A 19,873-nucleotide genomic window follows, 5' to 3' on the forward strand; every position below is an offset into this window, starting at 1 on the left:
CAGGTATCGCCATGAACAATTTCAGCCGCATCGACCTCAACCTGCTGGTCACGCTCGACACCTTGCTGGCCGAGCGCAACGTGACCCGCGCAGCCGAGCGCCTGAACCTCTCGCAGCCCTCGGTGAGCGTGCAGCTCGCCAAGCTGCGTGAGCTCTTCAACGATCCGCTGCTCGTGCCCGCGCAGCGCGGCATGCGGCCGACCGCGCGTGCCGACGAACTGCGCGAGCCGCTGCGTGAAGCCCTCGCGTCGCTGGGCCGCGCGGTGGCACCCAGCCGGCCTTTCGACCCGGCCCAGGCGACCACCACTTGGCGCGTGGCTGCGGCCGACTACGCCGAGTCGGCCATCCTGCTGCCTGCACTGGCCGGCCTGCGCGCGGCCGCGCCGAACACGCGGCTCGCCGTGGTCGAGGCCGTGCCGACGCGCATGGTGCGCCAGCTCGAGCAGGCGGAGATCGACCTGTTCTTTCACACCAGCGTGGGCGCGCCGCCCGGCCTGCACCGGCGCGTGCTGTTCCACGAGCGCTATGTGCTGGCCGGGCGGGCAGGGCACCCGCGCCTGAAGCGCCGGCCCACGCTCGCGCAGTTCTGCGCGCTGGAGCATGTGGTGGTGTCGCTGGGCGGCGGCGGTTTTGTCGGCCCCACCGACGAGGCGCTGGCGGCGCAGGGCCTCACGCGGCGCGTGGCGTTGTCGGTGCCGCACTTCCTGTTCATGATGTCCGTGCTCGCCAGCACCGACATGGTCGCGATGCTGCCCGAGCGCCTGGCGCGCGGCGCGCCGGGGCTGCGCGTGGTGGAGGCGCCGCTGGAGGTGCCGGGCTACGAGATGGCGATGTTGTGGCACGAGCGGCGGCACCGCGACCCGGGGCATCGGTGGCTGCGGGAGTGGATTGCGGGGAGCTTGTAGGTGCCTTCGCAGACGCCGCCCTTCGCGTGCGTCGGCTTTTCGGAATGATGAAGAGAACTTGCTGCCGCGGGCGTACAGTCGAACCGCAGCCCTGTCGGGGCTCTGCACGAATGGAGGTCGAAGATGGCCCAGCATGCAATTACCGCTGTTCACTTCAAGGACGGAAAGATGGACCTCGTCGCCATTCACCCGGTCGTGGAGAAAGAGTTCGGCTCGACAGAGTTTGCCCTTGGCACGGCACAGCGAATCAGCGTCGGCGAATGCGCCAAGCTCGTTGCTGCCGGCGAGGAGGTATGCCTTGCCCGGCGCACGGAAAGCCATGGCTGGGAAATCGTTTGCGACGTCAGACTCTTGCCGGGCGGAACCGAGCTCACTGGCGTCGACATTGCGGATCGTCCCAACGACGCCTTGCAGCACCTCCCTGCGTGGGACTAGATCACCGGGTGCTTGCACTGAATGTCCCTTTGAGGGGCCGCTGGCAAGTCGCCAACGGCCGGTTCAACCGGCGACGCTCTTTGTGTGACGGAAGAAGTTCTCGGGGTCGTACTTGCGCTTGAGCGCCGCGAGTTTGTCCAAGTTGAGCCGGCCGTACGCGGCTTCGATGCGGTCCTGGCCCTCTTCCTCCGTCAGGAAGTTGATGTAGGCCCCGCCTGTCGAGCAGGCGCGCGTCGCTTCGAAGCAGTCTCGCGCCCACTTGACGTTGATGTCGTCGTCGCCCGGCTTCTCCCAGGAGCCCGCGATGTTCAGCACATAGGCCGCGTCCCGGTTGCCCGCCGGCGAATGCCCGGCAGGCAACTCGCCCAGCGCCCCCTGTATCTGGAACAGAAGGATGGCCGAATGGGGCGATTGAATCCGGCCTGCATGCGCCACGGCGATGTCGATGGTCTGCTGATCGATGCCTGGCAGGTAGTGCGACTTCCAGTAGTAGCGCCGTCCCTTGGGCTGCGTGGCATCGAGCAGGCTCTGCATCTGTGTGTAGGGCCGGCGCGTCACGATGTCGGCCACGGGCTGACCGAGCCCGCGCAGCGGCGCGATCAGTGCTTCTCCGTCTTCGACCTTGCCGGAGTAGCAGACGAAGATGGCAACGATCGGCTTGCCGTGCACCTCCTTCGGGAGCCAGGGTGCCGGCGGCGCAATCCGCAGAACAGCCACGCTGGTCAGTTCGCGCGGTGCCCCAGCGCTGAACTCGCGGTAGGCGTCGAGAACCTGGCTGGCGTCGTCGCCGCTCCATGCGATTGCGCCACCCAGGATTTCGGGGCCGACGGGAAAGAGCCGGTACTCGAAGGAAGTGACGATGCCGAAGTTGCCGCTGCCACCGCGCAGCGCCCAGAACAGGTCCTCGTTCTCGTCCGCAGACGCACGCAGGACCTCACCGCTGGCAGTCACGACTTCCATCGAGACCACGTTGTCGCAGGTCCAGCCGTGGCGACGCGTGAGGTAGCCGAATCCGCCGCCGACGGTGAGGCCTGCGATCCCGGTGGCAGACACAAAACCGAGCACGGCCGCGAGCCCGTGCAGCTGTGTCTCGCGATCGACGTCGCCCAGCGTGCAGCCCGCTTGCGCGCGCGCCGTGCGGCGCGCCGGGTCGACCCAGACACCTCTGAGCAGCGACATGTCGATCATGAGCCCGCCCTCGCAGACCGCAAGCCCGGCGATGTTGTGGCCGCCGCCGCGCACGGAACTCAGAAGCCCGTGCTGACGCGCGAACCGGACGGCCTGCACGACATCGACCGTCCCGGTGCAGCGCGCCACCAGGCCGGGGCGGCGATCGATCATCGCGTTCCAGACCTTGCGCGACTCCTCGTAGGCCGGTTCATCCGCCGTCAGCACCTGGCCTTTGAACGTGGCCTTGAACGACTGCAGGATCTCCGGCGAAAGGTCCACGGTCCCGCCGTCCATGCGTGTGAGTTGGGTCGTCATGAGTCGTCTCCATAAAGAGTGATGAAGTCGGGGGCAGCTTGCGCCTGACCAGGTGCCCGAACAAGTCCAGAATCTGAAGCGTTGCCGCTCTGGAGACGAGGCGATGGAAAACACCTACGGTCAGTTCTGCACCGTTGCCAGGGGGGCCGAGGTGTTGTGCGAGCGATGGACGCCGCTGGTCGTGCGCGAGTTGCTGTGCGGCAGCAAGCGCTTCAACGACCTGCATCGCGGGGTACCGCGAATGTCCACCAGCCTGCTCGCGCAGCGGCTTCATCGCCTCGAGGAGTTCGGTGTCGTGCGCCGCAACACCGTCGGCAAGGTGTGGGAATACAGCCTCACCGAGGCCGGTGAGCAGCTTCGACCCATCGTCATGGCGCTGGGCCATTGGGGCGCGCAGTGGATCGGCAGCCGCCTGCGCGACGATGAGCTGGATGCGGGCCTGCTCATGTGGGATATGCGCCGGTTCGCGTGCATTCCGGAGTTCCCGTCCCGACCTGTGATCATCCATTTCCAGCTTCGCGACGCACGGACGCGCGAGCGCGCGTGGTGGCTCGTGGTGGAAGACGGCGTGGCCGATCTGTGCCGCGACGACCCGGGGCGCGAGCTGACGCTCGTGGTGGATGCCTCCGTGCGCGCCTTGACCGAAGTGTGGGTGGGCGACCGCACGCCTCAGCAGGCCTTGCAGTCGCGCGAGATCCGTGTCGATGGGGCGAGGTGCGACGCGCAAGACCTGTGGCGGTGGCTGGGCACCAGCGCATTCGCCTCGACGCGGCGCGCTACGGGACGGATGCCACCGGACGGCCAGTCGGTGACGCCGTAGCTGCTCACGGCGAGCGGGTTACGTGGGCGAAAGGTCCTCGTGGATGCAAAGGAAGTTGCCTTCCGTGTCCTTGAACCACGCCGCCTTTTCTGAACCGAGCACGCAGACATGGTCGACGGTCTTCAGATCGGGAAAGTCGTAGTCCTCGAACACCACGCCAGCGCGTTTCAGCTTGTCGATGCTGGCGGCGATGTCCGGCACCTGGAAGCTGATCGCCGTGTGGTCGGCCTTGGACCCTTCGGGTTTGGGGAACAGCGCCAGCGTGCTGCCGCCCACCGTGTAGACAAACTTTCCGTCGGGCCGCAAACCACCGGCCTTCAAGCCCAGGCAGCCCTCGTAGAAAGCACGCGCGCGGTCCATGTCCTTCACCGGAAGCATGGTCGTGACAGACGAATCGGACAACATGGACAGTCCTTTCGCAGAACTCGGCGCAGCGGGTGCCGCTTGGCGGCATCGCCTTGGCTGGCCGACCGGTGATCAGCTTACGCCTGCGAGTGGGGCGATGCCAGTGCGGTGGGTACCCTGTTCGGTGACGTGTGGCCGTTTCGTCAGGTGTTCATGAAGCAGCGCGTCGTCGCCATCATCCGCACGTTCTTCGTCGAATTGACCGAGGGCGTGTGCAAGAGGCGCAGATCCATCAGAAAGACGTCGCCTGCGCGGCCGGCCATCTCGATGAGGCTCATGCCCAGTGGTTGAAGACTTCGCTCCAGGCCATCGGTCGTCTTCAGGACTTGCCGCAGCGCCGAAGCCGCAGGCCACCCCGGCGTACCGACGCGATGCGATCCGGCCAATGCCAGGGTCGCGCCGCCGCCGGGTGCCACATCGTCGATCAGGAAGAAGGCCTGGATTCCCGGCAGCGGGTCTTGCGGTTTCGTCGTCACGTCGACATGCCAGTTCAAGCCGTTGAAGGTCGAAGCGCCTTGAAGGGGTGGCGACAGCAGCAGCTGCGTGTCCTGGATGGCTGTGGGCGCGCGCCCGCCGAGTTGGGTGACGCAGTCGATCAGCTCCGGCGTCACCAGCGCTTCATGCACGCCGGGCACCTTGGCGAGCGTCGACAGCTTGCCGATCTGCTGGAAGAGCGGGAGTTTTTGCAGTGAGCTCGACAGGCTCTTTCCGCCGGGCAACGCTTTCAGGCGCTTGATCTCATCCAGCAGCTTCTGTCGGATGCCCGCGATCCGTTTATGCGGATGGAAGCCTTCCAGCCGCACATAGCCTTTGTCGATGAAGAAGTCGGCGTGAGAGGGTTTCATTGCGTGAAGCTGCTGCGCGGTCCGTCCATGAACATCGCACGGCGTGAAAGCAAGAATACAAGAGCGACCGGACATGGCGGGCATGGCTAACATCGGCCGAAAGCAGATCAAGGAGGACGCGGGATGACGGTGGTTGCAGAGACTTTGCGGGTGGCGACGCTATATGAGCTGGGCGCGCCCGTGCCCGAAAGCAGTCGTCACGATGCCGCGCGCCGGGTCGGTTGCGCACGAGGCCCGGTGCTTCACTGATTCACCGCGTTTCCATGCACAAGACCTCCTGGCTGATCTTCCGCACTACGCTGTGCGGAACGCTCCAACGCATCGCCCTTGTGGCCGGTCTCATGATCAACATGCCCGCACACCCGGCCGAGGCCGAACCCACGCGTGACACGACGTCTGCACAAGCGCAGATCGCGTTCTTCGATGCCGTGGAACGCGGTCGCATCCGCGAGGTCGACTCCTTTCTTGCGCGAGGCTTCGGTGCCAACGACGTGCAGGGCTACGGTTTCAACATTGGCGACTCGCCGTTGATGAAGGCCGCGCAGCAGGGCAACGCGCAGATGGTGAAGCTGTTGCTGCGTCGTCATGCCGATGTGAACTACCGCAACGAGAACGACGGCGAGACGGCGTTGTTTCGCGCGGCCAAGTTCGCGGGCACTGGCGGTGCCAGCGACACGCACACCATCGACCATCGCCAGACTCTGGCGCTTCTGTTGAAGGCGGGCGCGAATCCCGACACGCCCGATCGCAACGGTGGCCTTCCGTTGTTCTTCGCGCGCACGACCTGGGTCATCCGGGCGCTGCTGGCCGCGGGTGCCGACCCCAACGCTGCGACCACGAACCCGCCGCTGATCGAGCATGCGCACGACCCGGCGCGCGTGCGGCTGCTGCTGGCCGCCGGCGCCCGTCCTGATGTGCGTGATGCGCAGGGTGCGTCGGCGCTGGCAGCGGCAGCAGGGAAGGGCAGCCTGGAAAGCGTTAGGCAACTGCTGGCCGTCATGTCTTCGGACGCGGTGCGTGGCACCGATGCAGACGGGCACAACGCGCTTGATGCGGCGGCCAAGGGCGGTGATGCGAGGATCGTTCGACTTCTGCTGGCGCAGGGCTTGCCGGCCACCGAGAACGCTTTGCGTAGCGCTGCAGCGCAGGGGCATCTGCAGGCGGCGCGTCTGCTGCACCGGGCCATGGGCCAGCCGCATTGGCCATCGCTCGAAGCGAATGCATCGGCCGAGTCGCGGGTCTACTTGCTGATCCTGCAGCGGAAGCCGCAGGAGGCATTGGCCGCCTATCGCGCCTTCGAGGCCGTTGCGTGCGGACGCATGACGCCGTTGGCATCTGCGGTGGATGCCGGCAACGCAGAGGCGGTGCGGGCCTTGCTGGCTTTGGGCGTCGACGTGAATTACCAGACCCCGGCGCCAACGCGCAGCGAACTGGTGCCGCAGCCGCACACATCGTCGGGGTTGCCTCGCCTGATTCATGTGCTGCCGCCTCCTTGCGACGCTGCACCCGCTCCGAGGGCAGGGACGGCGACTGCGCCGCAGGGCACACCGCCCGTTGGCACGTTGCCGCATGTCACCGGAAGCTTCCTGCCGGCGGCCGGGTTCTGGACGGGCAGCGCCTTGATGCGCGCGGTGGAGCGCAACAACCTCGAGATCGCGCGGCTGCTGATTGCCGCCGGTGCCGATCCGGCGCTGCGAAGCAACTACCCGCTGCACACCTCGGCGCAGGCATGGCTGAAGGCGCACCCGCCGTCACATGGCGGGTCGCTGGTCGCGTGGAAGAAATTGCTGAAGCGCTGAGCCGATCCTGCACAAGCTGCAAGCCGCTTTCTTGAGGAACACGGCCTACCGCACTGTGGCCCGAAGCAGTCTCTAGTACAGGTAGGCTGCCCCGCGGTTGGCGGCGCTGTTGTCCGCCTGATCGCCACCGATGCCACTCGCAGCGCTGGCTTCTCCCGTCGCTCCCACCGCGATCGTCCGGCCGTCCGCCGTGATGTCGAGCACGTCGCCGAACAAATCGCCGCTCCCGGTATTGGGTGCTTTCAGGTACCGCGCATGGGCGAACTGCGTGCCTGCCAGTCGGTACAGGTGAACAGCGCCGGCCGTCAGGGCCGCACCCTGCGTCGTGTCGGCATCGACGCCCGTTCCACTGCTCGAGTCGCCGCGCGCGGCAATCGCCAGAGAGGTGCCGTCCGGCGTGAGCGCCAGGCCGAAGCCACCGAAAGTGCTGTTCAGCGTGGGCTGCGGTGCCGGGATCGTCTGGGCGAGGGTGTAGGTGCCCGCCGTGCGCCGGAACACGTGGGCGACGCCCGCGCGAATCACACCGCCGACCGACGCGTTGCGTACGCCGATGACCACCGTGTCGCCGTCGCCCGAGATGGCGGTGGAGGCCCCGAACAGATCGTTGACGGCGGGCACCGGTGCTTTCAAGTAGGCACGTTTGGTCCATGTGCCCGAGCCCGTGTCGTAGCCATAGACGAATGCGGCACCGGCGTTGGATTTGCTGGTGTCGGTTTCATCGGTGAGCGAGCCGCTGTTGTCGTACTGCGCGCCCACCACGATCGTGCTGCCATCGGCCGAGATCTTGGCCTGCACGCCGAACAGCCCACCTTGCTGCGGATGGTCGGGTTCGATGGTCACTTCTCTCGCCCAGGCGCCGCCTGTCTTGCGGTACACGTGAAAGCTTCCGCCACCGCGCGCGCTCATGAATTCTCCGACCACTGCCACCGTGCCGTCCCGAGAGATACCAAGGAATGCGCCGAAGTTGCCGACGACACGAGGCACAGGCGGATCCCACGTGTCGGCCAGCGTCCAGACCGATCCGCTCCTCGAGAACACCTGCACCAGCCCCTGGTCGGCAAACGCCCCGTCGTGGCCGAACATGCCTACCAGCAACGTGCCGTCGTTCGAGATGACGGGCCTGGGATAGCTTGCGACCTGAAAGCTCAACGTTTGTACCCACTGCCATTGGCCCGCGGTGCGCGTGAACAGCTCCACGGTGGCTGCAGCACCCACGGCCATGACGCTGCCGTCCGGCGTCAGGGCAATGCCTTGGCCGAAGTTGCGGATGCCGGTGGTGGCCGCCGGCTTGAAATAGCCGATGGCCTGGGTGGCATCTGCCGTGACCGGCAGCGACCACGGGCTGCAGCCATTCGCATTGCAGGCCTGCAGGGCATAGCGCCAGGCGGCCGGCGGCTGGGTCAGTGCCAGCTCCTGCAGCGCATAGGTGGTGCTGCCGAGGTTGCCGGCCAGTACCGTGAAGCTGCCCGTGGCGCTCGGGTCTTCGCCCAGTCGGTAGTAGGTGGCGTTGGCGATGGCCGGCCAGCTGAAAAGGAACGACTTGGGCGCATAGCCCACGGCGGGCGCGGCCGGAACCGGCGGCGGCTGCAGCGACGGGTCGGGGGTGCAGAGGGCCACCACCGAGGTGACAGCTGCATTGACCGTGCCGCTGGCGCCGGAGAGCGCGCACAGCAGACCGGCCGGTTGCGAGTGCACGGTCACGTCGTACGTCGCGCCTTCGGGTACGGCCTGCGCGAATGCGAAGCTGCCATCGGCCGTGAGGCTCAACGCATCCGCGCCGTTGTTGTGCAGCACCAGCGTGCCGCCCGCCAGGCCCGAGAGCGAGCCGCCCACCGTGTGCGTAATGGCCGCGCACGCCACGCGCACGTCGGTGATGGGGGCCGAGGCCGTGCCCTGGCCCGCGCTCACCGCACAGGTCTGGCCCTGCGGTTGCTGGGCGATGCTCACTGCGTAGGGATTGCCGGCCGTCACCGGGTCGGCAAAGCTGAAAGCGCCGTCGGCCTGGAGCGTGAGATCGCCCTTGCCGTTGTTGCGCAGCACCAGCGTGCCGTTCAGGCCCGTGACGCTGCCGCCGATGGTGTAGCGCGCGGCCGGCACCTCGGGCTGCGTGGGCTGCGCAGGCTGCGCGGGCTGTTCAGGTTGTGCAGTCTGTACCGGCAGCAGAGGCGGCCAAGCAATGCCGCCGCCCCCGTCGCTTCCCCCTCCACCGCATGCCGCCAGCACCAGTGCGGCCATCCACGCCGCATGCCTCGCAGCAAGGCGCTGCATCCCCTTCAGTTGAATCACACGCCCACCTCGTCTCGTTTGGTTACGAGATGCTACGCAGCGAGGCGGGCGCTGGAAATACCAGAAAACTGGTAGACGCCAGAAGGCGCGCGGCTTACAGCTTGGGCGTGTACTTCACCGTGAACAGCACATTGCGCGGATCGCCGTAGTTGTTGTTGCCATTGGTCTCGTTGTAGGCCGGGATGTAGTAGCGCTTGTCGAAGATGTTGTTGATGTTGACAGCCAGCGCCACCTCCGGCGTCAGCTGGTAGGCCAGGCGCGCGCTCCACACCGCGAAGCCGGGCACCTTGTACGTGCGGTCGTAGCCCAGCGTGTGGCTCTGGATGCTGAAGCCGCCGCCCACGCTGAGCCGGCTCCAGTCGCCGGGTAGCTGGTAGTTGCTCCACACGCGAAGCATGTGCTTGGGCGTCCACTGGCTGAAGACCTGGCCCTTGTTGTCGGGGTCTTCGAGGAACTTGGTGGTGTTGTAGGTGTAGCCGGCAGTGAGCTGCAGCCGCGGCGCGACCTCGCCGCTGACCTCGGCTTCGAAGCCCTGGCTGCGCACCTTGCCCGACGACTTGGAGCAGTACCAGCCGTCGCACGCAAAGCCGCCGTCGCGGTCGGTCACGGCGCGGTTGGTGTGGTCGTAGCGGAACACGGCCAGTGACGTGTTCAGTCGGCCGTCCATCAGCTCGCCCTTCAGGCCCACCTCGTAGTTGCTGCCGATGATCGGCTTGAGCCCTTCGCCCGAGACGGTGCGCTCGGTCTGCGGCTCGAACACGTCGGTGTAGCTCGCGTAGGCCGACCATTGCTTGTTGAGCGCAAACACGAGGCCGACATACGGCGTCACTTCGGCCGACGTGCTGACGGTGCTCCTGATGTCTGCGGACTGGCTCGAGTACAGGTAGTCGTACCAGCTCAGGCGCGCACCGACGATGGCCGTGAGCGGCTCGGCCAGCTTGGCCCGCCAGCTGCCGTAGATGCCCTTTTGCCGCACGTCGTAGTGCGTGTGGCTCTTCGTGCCGCCGGCAGCCAGGATGGTGTCGTAGTTCTGCGCCGGGCGGTTGTGGTCGATGGCGAAGATGTTGCCGCCGCCGCTGAACCGGCGCGCATACCGGTCGGTCGACAAGAACTTCGAGTAGTTGGCGCCAATGGTCACGTCGTGTTCCATCGACAGTGCGTCAAAGCGTCCGCGCAGGTAGACATCGAAGCCCTGCTTGCGCGAATCGAAGCGGGTGTCCCAGTCGGCGAAGCTCAGGCCGCTGCCGTCGGCCGCCACGTCGCCGTGCATGCGCTGGTGCTGCGAGCTGTTCTTTTCGTTCATGCCGAGCGCGGAGAACTTCAGCTTCCACTTGTCGTTGAAGCGGTGCTCGGCGTCGACATACACCGCGGCCTGCTCGACGTCGCTGTGGTTCCACAAGGCGCCGGTGAACACGGAGCGCGGCAGGCCGATGTCGACACCGTCCGGGTAGCGCGGAAAGCCGCGCAGCATCGGGCGCCCCTTGCCGTGCGAGTGGCTCACGCCGAAGCCAACGGTGGTGTCAGGAGAAATGTCGTAGTCGATGGCGCCATAGAGCGAGCGCGTCTTGCCCCACACGTAGTCGGTGAACGAGTGGCTGCGGTTCTCGTCGACCACCACGCGGCCGCGCAGCGTGCCTTCGGCATTGAGCGGGCCGCCGGCGTCGAGCTGCGCGCCGTAGTGGTCCCACGAGCCCGCCTTGCCGGTGAGCGTGAGCGTCTTCTCGGGCTGGCCGCGTTTGCGCACGAGGTTGATCGCACCGCCCGGGCTGCCCGTGCCCTGCAGCAGGCCCGAGGCGCCGCGCAGCACTTCCACGCGGTCGAAGAACACCGTGTCTTCGGTGGCCCAGTTGCCCAGCGAATACATGTTGCGCGGCACGGGCACGCCGTCGTACTGCCAGGCGTCGATCTGGAAGCCGCGCGACGTGAGGATCATGCCCGGCCCCACGCCCTTGACGCCCACCACGCCCGTGACGTTGTTGACCGCGTCGCGCAGGTCAACCAGGCCCTGGTCGTCCATGCGCTGGCGCGTGATCACGCTGACCGACTGCGGAATGTCCTTGAGCGCCTGCTCGCCCTTGCCGAGGGTCAACGCGCGCGCCGTGTACGAGCGCGTGCCTTCGGTGGTGGCGCTGCGCTCGGCCTCGGCCGTGACGGTGACCGGTGCGAGCGTGGTGCTGCCGTCGGCGCCAGTGTCTGCAGGGCCGCCGATGCTCGAGCGACGCAGCGCATACGAGCCGCCCGCGCCACCCGCCGCCTCGAGGCCCGAGCCGGCCAGCAGCCGCGCGAAGCCTTCGCCCACGGCGTGCTGGCCCTGCAGGCCGGGCGAGCGCTTGCCCTGCGCGAGTGCCGGTGGAATCGTGATGCTCACGCCCGCAGAGGCGGCGAAGCTCGACAGCGCCTCGTCGAGCGGACCGGGTGCGATGTTGTAGGCCTTGCGTGCTTCGGCCTGCGTGGCCGGTGCGTTGGGCGCGCCCGGCGTCTGCGCGGCGACCGTCCCGGTGGCGGCGCACGCCATGGCGAACAGCGCGCCATGCACGGCGAGCGACAGCGCACGCAACGAAACGGCGTCGGAATCAAGGGGGGACGGTCGGCGACGGGCCATGGGTTTCTCTCTCTCCTGCAAGGGGTGTGAAGTTGCTGTTCCTCAAGGCTTCACACGCGAGGAAAGAAAAGGGGACAGGCCGCGACAGAAAAAATCGCAACGACCGAAATTGCCGACACCACCCGACACCACCCGACACCACCCGACACCACCCGATGCCTCAACCGCCCGGCGCGACCACCGTGACCCAGTAGCGCGTGCGAAAGAGCACATCCACCGGCAAGGCCTGCGGCAGACTGTCGAGCACCGGGCCCGTGTCGCGCAGCTGGAAGACGCCCGACACGCGCAGGTCGGCCACGGCCGGATCGCAGCGCAGCACGCCGGGCCGGTAGCGCCCCAGCTTGGCAAGAAAGTCGTGCAGCCGCATGTTCCTGGCGCGCAAGACGCCGCGCGACCAGTCGTCGGCATCGATCTCTGCCGCCGTGATCTCGCCAACGGCTTTTGCGGAGAACATGGCCTGCTCGCCGGCACGCACCACCGCGGTCAGGCTGCGCGCATCGTCGGGACGAATCTCGACCGCGCCGTCGAGCACCGTCAGGTGGCTGCGATCGTCTGCATGCTGCCGAACCACGAAGCGCGTGCCCAACGCACGCAGCCGCCCCTGCGCGGTCTCGACCATGAAGGGGCGGTAGGCGGGGTCGGAAGAGGGCACCGCATCGGGCGCCGTCTCGATGAGTATTTCGCCCGCATGCAGCCGCACCAGGCGCTGCGTCGCGCCGTAGGCCACGTCGACGGCGGTCGCGGTGTTGAGCTGGATGCGCGTGCCGTCGGCCAGTCGCAACTCGCGGCGCTCGCCGGTGGCGGTGCGGTGGTCGGCCAGCCATTCGCGCGCCGGCGACGCACGCCACGCCAGCCAGCCGGCGGGCGCCGCGGTCAGCATCACGGCGAGTGCCTTGACGGCCGCGCGGCGGTCGCTTCGCACCGTGCGGCTCAGCACCGGCATCGACAGCGCGCCCGGCAGCCTGCCGAACTTGCCGCTCACCTGCTCGGCGCGCTGCCAGGCCGCTTCGTGCGCGGGGTCGGCCGCGCGCCAGTGCGTCCATCGCGTGCGATCGGCTGCCGTGGCCTCGCCCGACTGCATCAGGAAGAACCACTGCGCCGCCTGCAGGGCGACCGCCTTGTCGACCACGACCGTCATCGTGCGCTGCACCGTCACGCGACCAGCAGGATGCAGCGGGCCATGGCCTCGGCCATGTGGCGCTTGACGGTGCGCTCGCTCACGCCCAGCTTCGTCGCGATCTCGGCATAGCCCAGCCCTTCGAGCTGCGCCATCAGGAAGGCTTGGCGCACCGGCGGCGCCAGGCCGTCGAGCATCGCGTCGATCTCCTGCAGGGTTTCGAGAATGATCGCCTGCTGCTCGGGCGAGGGCGCCAACGGCTCGGGCAATGCGCTCAACGCATCGAGGTAGGCCTGCTCCAACGAACGCCGGCGGTACAGGTTGGCCAGCAGCCGCTTGGCGACCACCGTCAGGTAGGCGCGCGGCTCGCGCAATTGCCAGTCGCACTGCTTCTCGGGCGTGTGGTCTGGCGCGGTGAGGATGCGCAGGAAGGTGTCTTGTGCCAGGTCTGCGGCGTCAAAGGCATTGCCGAGCTTCCTGCGCAACCAGCCCTGCAACCACCCGTGGTGCTCGCTATAGAGCGTGTGGATGTGCGGGTGCAGAGCGGGATCGGCGGCCATGACGAACGTAGTGCGGTGGCCAGGCCATCCAAATAAGAATTATTCTCATTGTATGACGGCTGTGCACCTATGGCTACGTTCGGGGCTGCTGCACCAGTTGAAGCTCGTTGCCGGCGGGGTCGCGCAATGTGGCGAGGATGCCGCCCCATAACTGCGGCTCGGGGAGGCCGCTGAAGGCGACGCCGAGCGACGAGAGTTCGATGTACTTCGACTGGATGTCTTCGACGTCGAAAGACAGGCCTGTGAAGCGGCCTACCAGGGCTTGGTCTTCTGGCGGGGCATCTTCTTCGACACGTTCGACCACGAGACTCATCGGACCTGCGCCGAACACGCAAAAGCCCTGCTCGCGGCCGTCGGCCTTCAGGGGCAGGCCGAGGATCTCTTCATAGAAGCGGGAGGCGAGGGCGAGGTCCTGGACGAAGATGCGGGCGGTGTGAAGCTGCATGGGCTCTCCTGGCTGAGGTTGAGGCGCATGCCAGGCGGGGACCTTCAGTGAAGGGCGCCCGCAAGGCGCTCGAAGTGGCGCTGATAGACATTCGCGTAGTTGTTGCCGACCTGACAGCTCGTGATGTCTCTGTAGCTCACCACGGAGGGTGTGTCTGCCCAGTTGCCGGCCCCCGTGAAATGCTCGATTTGCAGCGAATCGCCTTCGATCTGAACAATCCGCCCGATCAAGAACTCGTTGAGTTCGCCGGCCTCGCATTCCACGATCATCAGCGCGTGACGCAAGGTCAGCTGCGCAATCAACGCGCGCCAACTGCGCACGTCGAACTCGAATCCAAAGGGAATCTGCTCCCCCAAGCCTTCCTCGAAGATCAGCTGCTTCTGAAGGCTGTTGGTGGCCGTCAATTCCACCTGCGTGATGTCCTCGGTTCTGAGTGCCATCAGGCCGTCCAACCGGAAGTCGTAGACGTACTGAATCAGGACCAGTTCCGACGAGACGGCCAACACGAAGCCTTGGATTTGCGAATCGTCGATGCCCGTCCGGTAGATCGAGACGAGATCACGATCCTCCAAATGCTGTTCGAGCTGCTGCTTCTGGGGTGTCATTGAGGAGCGGTAGGGCCAGTGCTACTTCTTCGCGAGAAATGCGGCAACCAACGCATTCGCATGCCCATGACCCATCTTGTGCTGGGTCTTGAGCTGGCTCACAAGCTCCATGTGCTTCAGTGGGCCTGCAGCCTGAAGAATGTCCATCCAATGCGAAATCGGCTGGCCGTAGTTCTTCTCGATGGAGGGGAAGTACGAGGCGGGTCCTTTTACCTTGGCGGTCTCGGTCATGAGCGGCTCTTTCTTAGGTTGAGAGTGCGGTTCGTGCAAAGCCTGATGGCTATTTGCTGGAGCGGCATCGACGTGATCGGTGCTGGCCGGATTCTTACCTATCCATGTCGCCAGGCATTGCCATGCGCCACGAGGACAGGCGATGTCACCTTACTGTTGCCAGCTCCTGTTGCTGGCATTCGGCTGGATCAGGTCCCACATGTTCCCGTACAGGTCCTTGAACACGGCCACGATGCCATGTGGCTGTTCCTCCGGAGGGCGAACGAACGCCACGCCCGCCGCCTTGTACTTTTCATAGTCGCGCCAGAAGTCGTCTGTGTACAGAAAGAGGAACACGCGGCCTCCGGCCTGATCGCCGATGGCGTGTTGTTGTTCTGGCGTTGATGCTTGCGCCAGGAGAAGGCATGCCCCTGTTCCGCCCTGAGGCCTGACCACGACCCATCGCTTTCCTTGCGCAGGCACGGGCGTGTCTTCGACGAGCTCGAAGCCCAGTGTGCCGACGAAGAAGTCGAGCGCCTTGTCGTAGTCGAGGATCACCAGGGAGATGAGGCCGAGTGATTGGTGCATGGGGAGTAGTCGAAAAAATCAGGGATGGTAAGGCGATGAATCGTTCATGCTGGGCCCTCGTCCACTTGCAAGCGGTATCGGCCCAAAGGGCCCCCAGGGGGTAATTCTCTAGTTGCCATTTCCACATCAACTGGTTGCCGCAAGATGGGTGACCCCGTAAATTGTCAGACTCACTTTTCTTCCGGTCGGCAACAATTCATGACGACATCGCGCATCCAATTCAGCGCGGGGTCGCTGTCTTTTCTGATGTGCCAAGCCTGTTGGTAAGCCATCTTCGGCAACTGCAGTTGTCGCGGTGGTGCAAACTGCCGCAGTTCCCGAAATGAGCGCAGCGGGCCAACTGCGCGGCGGGCAATGGTCAGCACCAAATCTGTTCCCGGTAGCAGCTCAACGGCAGCGCTCCAGTGGGGCAAGGCAACGGCGATCCGCCTCTTCAGCCCTTTGGCTGCAAGCGCCCGTTCAATTTCATCGTTCGCATCTGGCCTCAATGCGAGCATGACGTGCGGGCGGGACAGCCACTCTTCCAGCGACAGCGCGCCTTTTCCAGGAACGGTTGCCTTGTCCGCGAGGCAGACGAAATCTTCTTCAAACAACGTCTCGACCCGGATGTCCTTGGGAAGATCAGGAAAGATGCCGAGCGCCAGGTCCAGTTCACCATCCGCGAGCTGAACGAGCATCGCGTCCCGGCTGGCCTGGCTGATGGCGAAGTCAAAGCCAGGCGCGTGTTTTCGCACATATTGCATGAGGTGCGGCAGCACCAACCGTGCAGCGTAGTCCGACAGGGAAAGCCGGAACCGCCGCTGTGCATGCAGAGGGTCGAACTGAGGTGTCCCCAGCAAAGTATTGAGACTGCCCAACGCCTCTGAAAGTGGCTGCAGGAGCGCATTCCCCTGCGCTGTCAGCTCCAGCTTTCCCTGCTTGCGCATCAGCAGCGGATCGTTGAAATGCGCGCGCAGTTGTGCCAACGAATGGCTCACAGCGGGCTGACTCTTGTGCAAGCGCAACGCGGCTCGAGTCACGTGCTTCTCCGTCAGCAGCGCGTGAAGCGCCAGCAGAAGATTCAGGTCGATGCGTCGCAATTCATCCATGCGGCGAATAGTACGTGTGCACGCAAACGATTTCCATAATTAATTCGAATAGTAGACCATTCAGGCATTGGTTCTGAACGCTTGAAGGAGTCGAAGAAATGAACAGCAAGATGGCATTGATCACGGTCGCTTCATTGGGCATGGCGTTGTTGGCGGGCGCCGTGTTGCCCTTTCAGGCCGCCGCAAATGCCAACGTGGGCCGGGCCCTCGGCCACCCCTTCTGGGGCGCAACGACCTCGTTGCTGATCAGCCTCGCCGTGATGGTGCCCCTGCTGATCCTGGCGAAGGCGCCGATGCCGAATTTCGCGAATGCACTTCACGGCCCCTGGTGGCTGTGGATCGGCGGCGTACTTGGTGCCGTTTACGTGGCCAGTGCTACGGCGCTGACGCCCAAGCTGGGTGCGGGTGGCTTCTTGGTTGCGGTGGTCGCAGGGCAAATGGTCATGGCGGTACTGGTTGATCACTTCGGCCTGATGGGGCTGGACCCCAAGCCCATCAACCCGATGCGCGTGCTGGGTGTGCTCCTGATCCTGGGCGGCGTTTTCCTGATCCAGGGCGGCGGAGCAAAGAAGCAAGTCGCGGCACCGATACCCGTCGCCACCAGCGTGAGCCTGTCCTGAACACACACATTGATTTACCCCTGGCGCGACTGCGCCGAACACTCCTCGAAAGGAAATGAAAATGCAAGAAAGCAATGCAAACAAGCTGGGCCTGGCTGCTGTCGTGGCGGCAGCCGCAATGAGCATGACGCCTGCCGCCCAGGCCGCGGACTTCGTCAAGCTGCAATTCAGCGATGGCCGTGCCGATGTGCGCGGTGTGGAAAACGTCAATGCAGTTCTGCGTGCAGTGGGCGTTCGTGCCAGCACCGTGGCGATTCCCGATGCGGTCAAGCCGATCCTGAAGGCGTCGCAGGCGCGTGCAACCAGCGAAGAAGAGCAAAAGACCCTGCTGTCCAGCTTCCAATTGAATCGTGCAGGCCTGCTGGAGCAAATCCGTCTGGCCGGACGTACCCCTGAGGTGGCCCGCGGCGGCCTGCTGGGCACCGTTGAAGGCGATTCCGCGCCTTACCCCAAGGTCTATGACATGAAGGCCTTGACCCCCGACATGCAAACCTGGGCGCTGAACCGCTACGGCCGGCTGCACGTGAACTCTTCCGATGCAGGCCCCGGCATCGACGAGGTGATGACGGTTGTGTCCGGCGGACCCTTCACCTGGATGTTCGTTCTGCCCGACGCGACGGTTGCCCGTCTGACCGTTGACCGAATCACGGAGAACGGTCCCGCCGTGCGCCTGAGCTATCCCGGCATGGGGACTCATGCGGGCTACATGGACCCGAAGGACGGTTTGATCGTGGCGTATGCCCATGGTCCCGAGCGCTTTGTGATCCGCTTTGACGAATCCACAGCGCCCAATGCTCAACTGCTCAACACCAACCCCTGGGTGGACTTTTCCGGGGAAGTACCCAAGCTGTTCCCGAAACTCCAATAACAAGTAGCAGGACTCAGATCGACCTCAAACGTCTACCAAGCGTTTGAGGTTTCTACTCATACAGGCGCGCAGAAAGGTTAGGGGCCAATGCCTGCGTCTGGCCGAATTCCGCCCGCGAAAGCAGGCTACCCGGTTGCAGGCTTGGTGCCGACCAAGACAGGCTGATAGAACGCGGCGTCGAGTCGCTTCACATTCTCGAAGCCAGCCTCTCGCATCAGCTCGCAAAGACGGTCGACCGAGACTGCGTAGTACCTGGATCGCATGACATGGGTCTTCACCAGGCCGGTGGCCAATTCGTCTTCAACGACGAAAAAGGAAAAGTCGTAGTGGTCGCCGTCGAAATCCCAGACTTGGAACAGCACGTACCGCTTGCCGTCCTCGACCCGCGCGCCGTAGTGCTTGACCAGGTTCGTCCCACGCTCTTCTTTTTCGTAGTCCCTGACCGTGATGACGCATCCGCCGCCGGGGCGCAAGCACGCGAGGAACTGGCGAAACGCAAGCAGCAGGTCCTCGTCGGTCAACAGGTGAGGGACCGAGTTGTCGCACGAAATGACGAGGTCGTATCCAGTCCCGTGGTCCTCGTGGGCCGTGCGCATGTCTCCGACGCTGAAGTCGATCGCCAAACCGCGAAGATCCGCTTTGCGCCGCGCACGTTCGATTTCCTTGGTCGACAGGTCTGACCCGACGACGGAGTAGCCCCGCCCGGCAAGTGCAAGCGTCTGGGTGCCGATGCCGCAGGAGACGTCGAGCACCGTGCGATGCCCAGGCCATTCCGATTGGATGACGCTGTCGAGCTGCTCGCCCTGTCGGCGGATGCTGTTGCTCCAGTCGGGGAACATCAGGTGATACAGCGGGGCGAGGTCGTCGTAGAAGTCCATGGGTTGACGTCGGGCTGCGAAAGGGCATCGCTGGTTTACAAGTGGTCGGCCCGGCGAAGGCCTGGTCTTGGCCTGGCGCTATCACCTTGTGGGGGTCGCAGCTTCAATCCGGACGACCTCACCGGGGTGATGCTGATCGATAGTATCGAGCGGGCCTTCCAAGACGCCGTCGTGAACGGGCCCGAAGCGGCCGGTGGGGTCGCGATGAGACAGGGCAGCGCAACGGTGTGCACTGATAGCGTCCTCTCGGCGGCAGGGCCGGGTGTCAGAGGGCGCGGGCAACTGGCCAAAGTTCTTGCTTGCTCAAGTTCGGGTACCAAGCCTCAAACTGGCTGCGCCAACCTTCAAGCGGTTCTGGCAACGGCCTGCGAGGGTCTTCGCTCAGTGAGTAAGCCATGCCTTCGATGAACCACGTTGGAGTGAACAGCAGTGCATGCAGGCTTCCAATGTTTTCCATCTGTACGTGATGGATGAGTTCGTGTCTTACGAAGAATGGTTGCCATCCCCTTGGGCCAATAACGACCCCGGAGGTGCCCACGTGGTATGCCCCTTGGTGAGTGAACCCGAAACTCTCGGCACAGGCCGATTGCGAACAGAACACGAATCGTGGAACGCTCGCAACTCGATCAACGCGGTTGGATACAAAACTCAATGCCTCAGCCCTCAGGGCAAGTGCTTCAGGCATTTTCGCCATGTCATCTATGCAGACGTTGTTGTCAGTGCATGTCAGGCCAACGAGTTGAGGCGCCAGCACACGGATGGGCTTGAAGGCGGCCCACGTAATTGCCGGCAACGATGCAGCGACTGCGAGGACGATGACAGGTAGATGAAGACGCATGTTGAGTTCCTTGAGGTCCAACTCGACTACTAAAGAGTGGGTGTGACGTGTTGTAGGGCCAAGTTTCGCCTTGTTGGGGAGTCAACTTTGGGCCGCATCCCGCCCTATTCAGGCTGCGGAAGGACAAGATTATTGAGCGCCTCTTGAAGACTCCACTGCTGCCACCCAGGCTGCGCAATCGAACCATCAGAGCGCAGGGGAGAAAGATTGAATCCTTCTTCTACATCTTCGAAGTACATGGCGACGGCGCGGTGCATCGCAACAATGAAAACGCTCTCGTATTTGCCGAAGCGCTCGATAGCCGTGAGGCGAAATGGAATGCGGTACTGCGAAAAAATTTCCCGCTCCGTCAGCGTGCACTCTGAGAGTTGGAGTTCTACCAAGGCTTCAAGCTCACTGGCCGAGATCGGCGACCATTTCATGATTTCTCCCGAGCGAACTTGGACGGAAGGATTTTGTCCGAACAGTTTCGCA

At 64.7% G+C, this 19,873-nt stretch carries 21 protein-coding genes; 6 read left to right on the forward strand and 15 right to left on the reverse strand.

Translation table 11 applies throughout. The annotated features are described in order from the left end of the window. Positions 1-11 precede the first annotated feature (11 nt). Together CY658_RS10035 and CY658_RS10040 are read left to right on the forward strand one after the other, a co-directional pair. Positions 12-905, forward strand: a complete 894-nt coding sequence (locus CY658_RS10035) for a LysR family transcriptional regulator (RefSeq protein ID WP_101489959.1) — start codon at positions 12-14, stop codon at positions 903-905. A gap of 123 nt (positions 906-1,028) precedes the next feature. Continuing rightward, complete coding sequence (locus CY658_RS10040; RefSeq protein WP_101489960.1) at positions 1,029-1,340, forward strand: hypothetical protein; 312 nt, start codon at positions 1,029-1,031, stop codon at positions 1,338-1,340. Between the two features lie 63 nt (positions 1,341-1,403). On the opposite strand, the gene CY658_RS10045 is transcribed toward CY658_RS10040, so the two are convergent. Further along, positions 1,404-2,804 carry an FAD-binding oxidoreductase gene (locus tag CY658_RS10045; RefSeq protein ID WP_257884805.1) on the reverse strand — a complete coding sequence of 467 codons (1,401 nt, stop codon included), beginning with the start codon at positions 2,802-2,804 and terminating at the stop codon, positions 1,404-1,406. 124 nt (positions 2,805-2,928) lie between these two features. On the opposite strand from CY658_RS10045, the gene CY658_RS10050 reads away from it, so the two are divergent. Then, positions 2,929-3,645 carry a winged helix-turn-helix transcriptional regulator gene (locus CY658_RS10050; protein ID WP_101489962.1) on the forward strand — a complete coding sequence of 239 codons (717 nt, stop codon included), beginning with the start codon at positions 2,929-2,931 and terminating at the stop codon, positions 3,643-3,645. An 18-nt stretch (positions 3,646-3,663) separates the two neighbouring features. On the opposite strand, the gene CY658_RS10055 is transcribed toward CY658_RS10050, so the two are convergent. Next, positions 3,664-4,050: a VOC family protein gene (locus CY658_RS10055; protein ID WP_101489963.1), complete on the reverse strand. Its 387-nt coding sequence runs from the start codon at positions 4,048-4,050 to the stop codon at positions 3,664-3,666. 143 nt (positions 4,051-4,193) lie between these two features. After that, the gene (locus CY658_RS10060; protein ID WP_101489964.1) at positions 4,194-4,895 is read right to left on the reverse strand and encodes a phytanoyl-CoA dioxygenase family protein; all 702 of its coding nucleotides are present in this window, start codon (positions 4,893-4,895) and stop codon (positions 4,194-4,196) included. Positions 4,896-5,158: 263 nt separating this feature from the next. Here CY658_RS10060 and CY658_RS10065 point away from each other — a divergent pair, with 263 nt between their 5' ends. Continuing rightward, positions 5,159-6,694 (forward strand): ankyrin repeat domain-containing protein, encoded by a 1,536-nt coding sequence (locus CY658_RS10065; protein ID WP_101489965.1) that lies wholly within the window; start codon positions 5,159-5,161, stop codon positions 6,692-6,694. Positions 6,695-6,766: 72 nt separating this feature from the next. On the opposite strand, the gene CY658_RS10070 is transcribed toward CY658_RS10065, so the two are convergent. The 9 genes from CY658_RS10070 to CY658_RS10110 all read right to left on the reverse strand — a co-directional run bounded on the left by CY658_RS10070 (position 6,767) and on the right by CY658_RS10110 (position 16,195). Beyond that, complete coding sequence (locus CY658_RS10070; RefSeq protein WP_143713644.1) at positions 6,767-8,962, reverse strand: hypothetical protein; 2,196 nt, start codon at positions 8,960-8,962, stop codon at positions 6,767-6,769. A 112-nt stretch (positions 8,963-9,074) separates the two neighbouring features. Beyond that, positions 9,075-11,582 carry a TonB-dependent siderophore receptor gene (locus CY658_RS10075; protein WP_219589578.1) on the reverse strand — a complete coding sequence of 836 codons (2,508 nt, stop codon included), beginning with the start codon at positions 11,580-11,582 and terminating at the stop codon, positions 9,075-9,077. Positions 11,583-11,742: 160 nt separating this feature from the next. Next, entirely contained in the window at positions 11,743-12,732 is a 990-nt protein-coding gene (locus CY658_RS10080; protein WP_257884806.1) for a FecR domain-containing protein, read from the reverse strand. A gap of 2 nt (positions 12,733-12,734) precedes the next feature. Next, complete coding sequence (locus CY658_RS10085; RefSeq protein WP_101489967.1) at positions 12,735-13,259, reverse strand: sigma-70 family RNA polymerase sigma factor; 525 nt, start codon at positions 13,257-13,259, stop codon at positions 12,735-12,737. A gap of 73 nt (positions 13,260-13,332) precedes the next feature. Further along, a complete protein-coding gene (locus CY658_RS10090) occupies positions 13,333-13,704 on the reverse strand; it encodes a VOC family protein (RefSeq protein ID WP_101489968.1) in 372 nt (123 codons plus the stop codon). A gap of 44 nt (positions 13,705-13,748) precedes the next feature. Continuing rightward, positions 13,749-14,309, reverse strand: a complete 561-nt coding sequence (locus tag CY658_RS10095; protein WP_101489969.1) for a hypothetical protein — start codon at positions 14,307-14,309, stop codon at positions 13,749-13,751. A 21-nt stretch (positions 14,310-14,330) separates the two neighbouring features. Next, positions 14,331-14,540, reverse strand: coding sequence for a DUF4287 domain-containing protein (locus CY658_RS10100; protein ID WP_101489970.1), 210 nt, complete (start codon positions 14,538-14,540; stop codon positions 14,331-14,333). Positions 14,541-14,690: 150 nt separating this feature from the next. Further along, entirely contained in the window at positions 14,691-15,107 is a 417-nt protein-coding gene (locus tag CY658_RS10105; RefSeq protein ID WP_101489971.1) for a VOC family protein, read from the reverse strand. Between the two features lie 170 nt (positions 15,108-15,277). Then, entirely contained in the window at positions 15,278-16,195 is a 918-nt protein-coding gene (locus tag CY658_RS10110) for a LysR family transcriptional regulator (protein ID WP_101489972.1), read from the reverse strand. A gap of 98 nt (positions 16,196-16,293) precedes the next feature. Between CY658_RS10110 and CY658_RS10115 the strand changes: the two genes are divergently transcribed. Both CY658_RS10115 and CY658_RS10120 read left to right on the forward strand, forming a co-directional pair. Next, positions 16,294-16,815 (forward strand): DMT family transporter, encoded by a 522-nt coding sequence (locus CY658_RS10115; protein WP_101489973.1) that lies wholly within the window; start codon positions 16,294-16,296, stop codon positions 16,813-16,815. Between the two features lie 61 nt (positions 16,816-16,876). Continuing rightward, positions 16,877-17,683: a hypothetical protein gene (locus CY658_RS10120; protein ID WP_257884807.1), complete on the forward strand. Its 807-nt coding sequence runs from the start codon at positions 16,877-16,879 to the stop codon at positions 17,681-17,683. Positions 17,684-17,808: 125 nt separating this feature from the next. On the opposite strand, the gene CY658_RS10125 is transcribed toward CY658_RS10120, so the two are convergent. The 3 genes from CY658_RS10125 to CY658_RS10135 form a co-directional block, all read right to left on the reverse strand. Then, positions 17,809-18,561 carry a class I SAM-dependent methyltransferase gene (locus CY658_RS10125; protein WP_101489974.1) on the reverse strand — a complete coding sequence of 251 codons (753 nt, stop codon included), beginning with the start codon at positions 18,559-18,561 and terminating at the stop codon, positions 17,809-17,811. A gap of 265 nt (positions 18,562-18,826) precedes the next feature. Further along, the gene (locus CY658_RS10130; protein WP_257884808.1) at positions 18,827-19,420 is read right to left on the reverse strand and encodes a hypothetical protein; all 594 of its coding nucleotides are present in this window, start codon (positions 19,418-19,420) and stop codon (positions 18,827-18,829) included. A gap of 83 nt (positions 19,421-19,503) precedes the next feature. After that, a complete protein-coding gene (locus CY658_RS10135) occupies positions 19,504-19,821 on the reverse strand; it encodes a hypothetical protein (RefSeq protein WP_101489976.1) in 318 nt (105 codons plus the stop codon). Positions 19,822-19,873: the final 52 nt, after the last annotated feature.

It is taken from the genome of Variovorax sp. RO1 (genome assembly GCF_002849325.1).
GTDB lineage: Bacteria > Pseudomonadota > Gammaproteobacteria > Burkholderiales > Burkholderiaceae_C > Variovorax.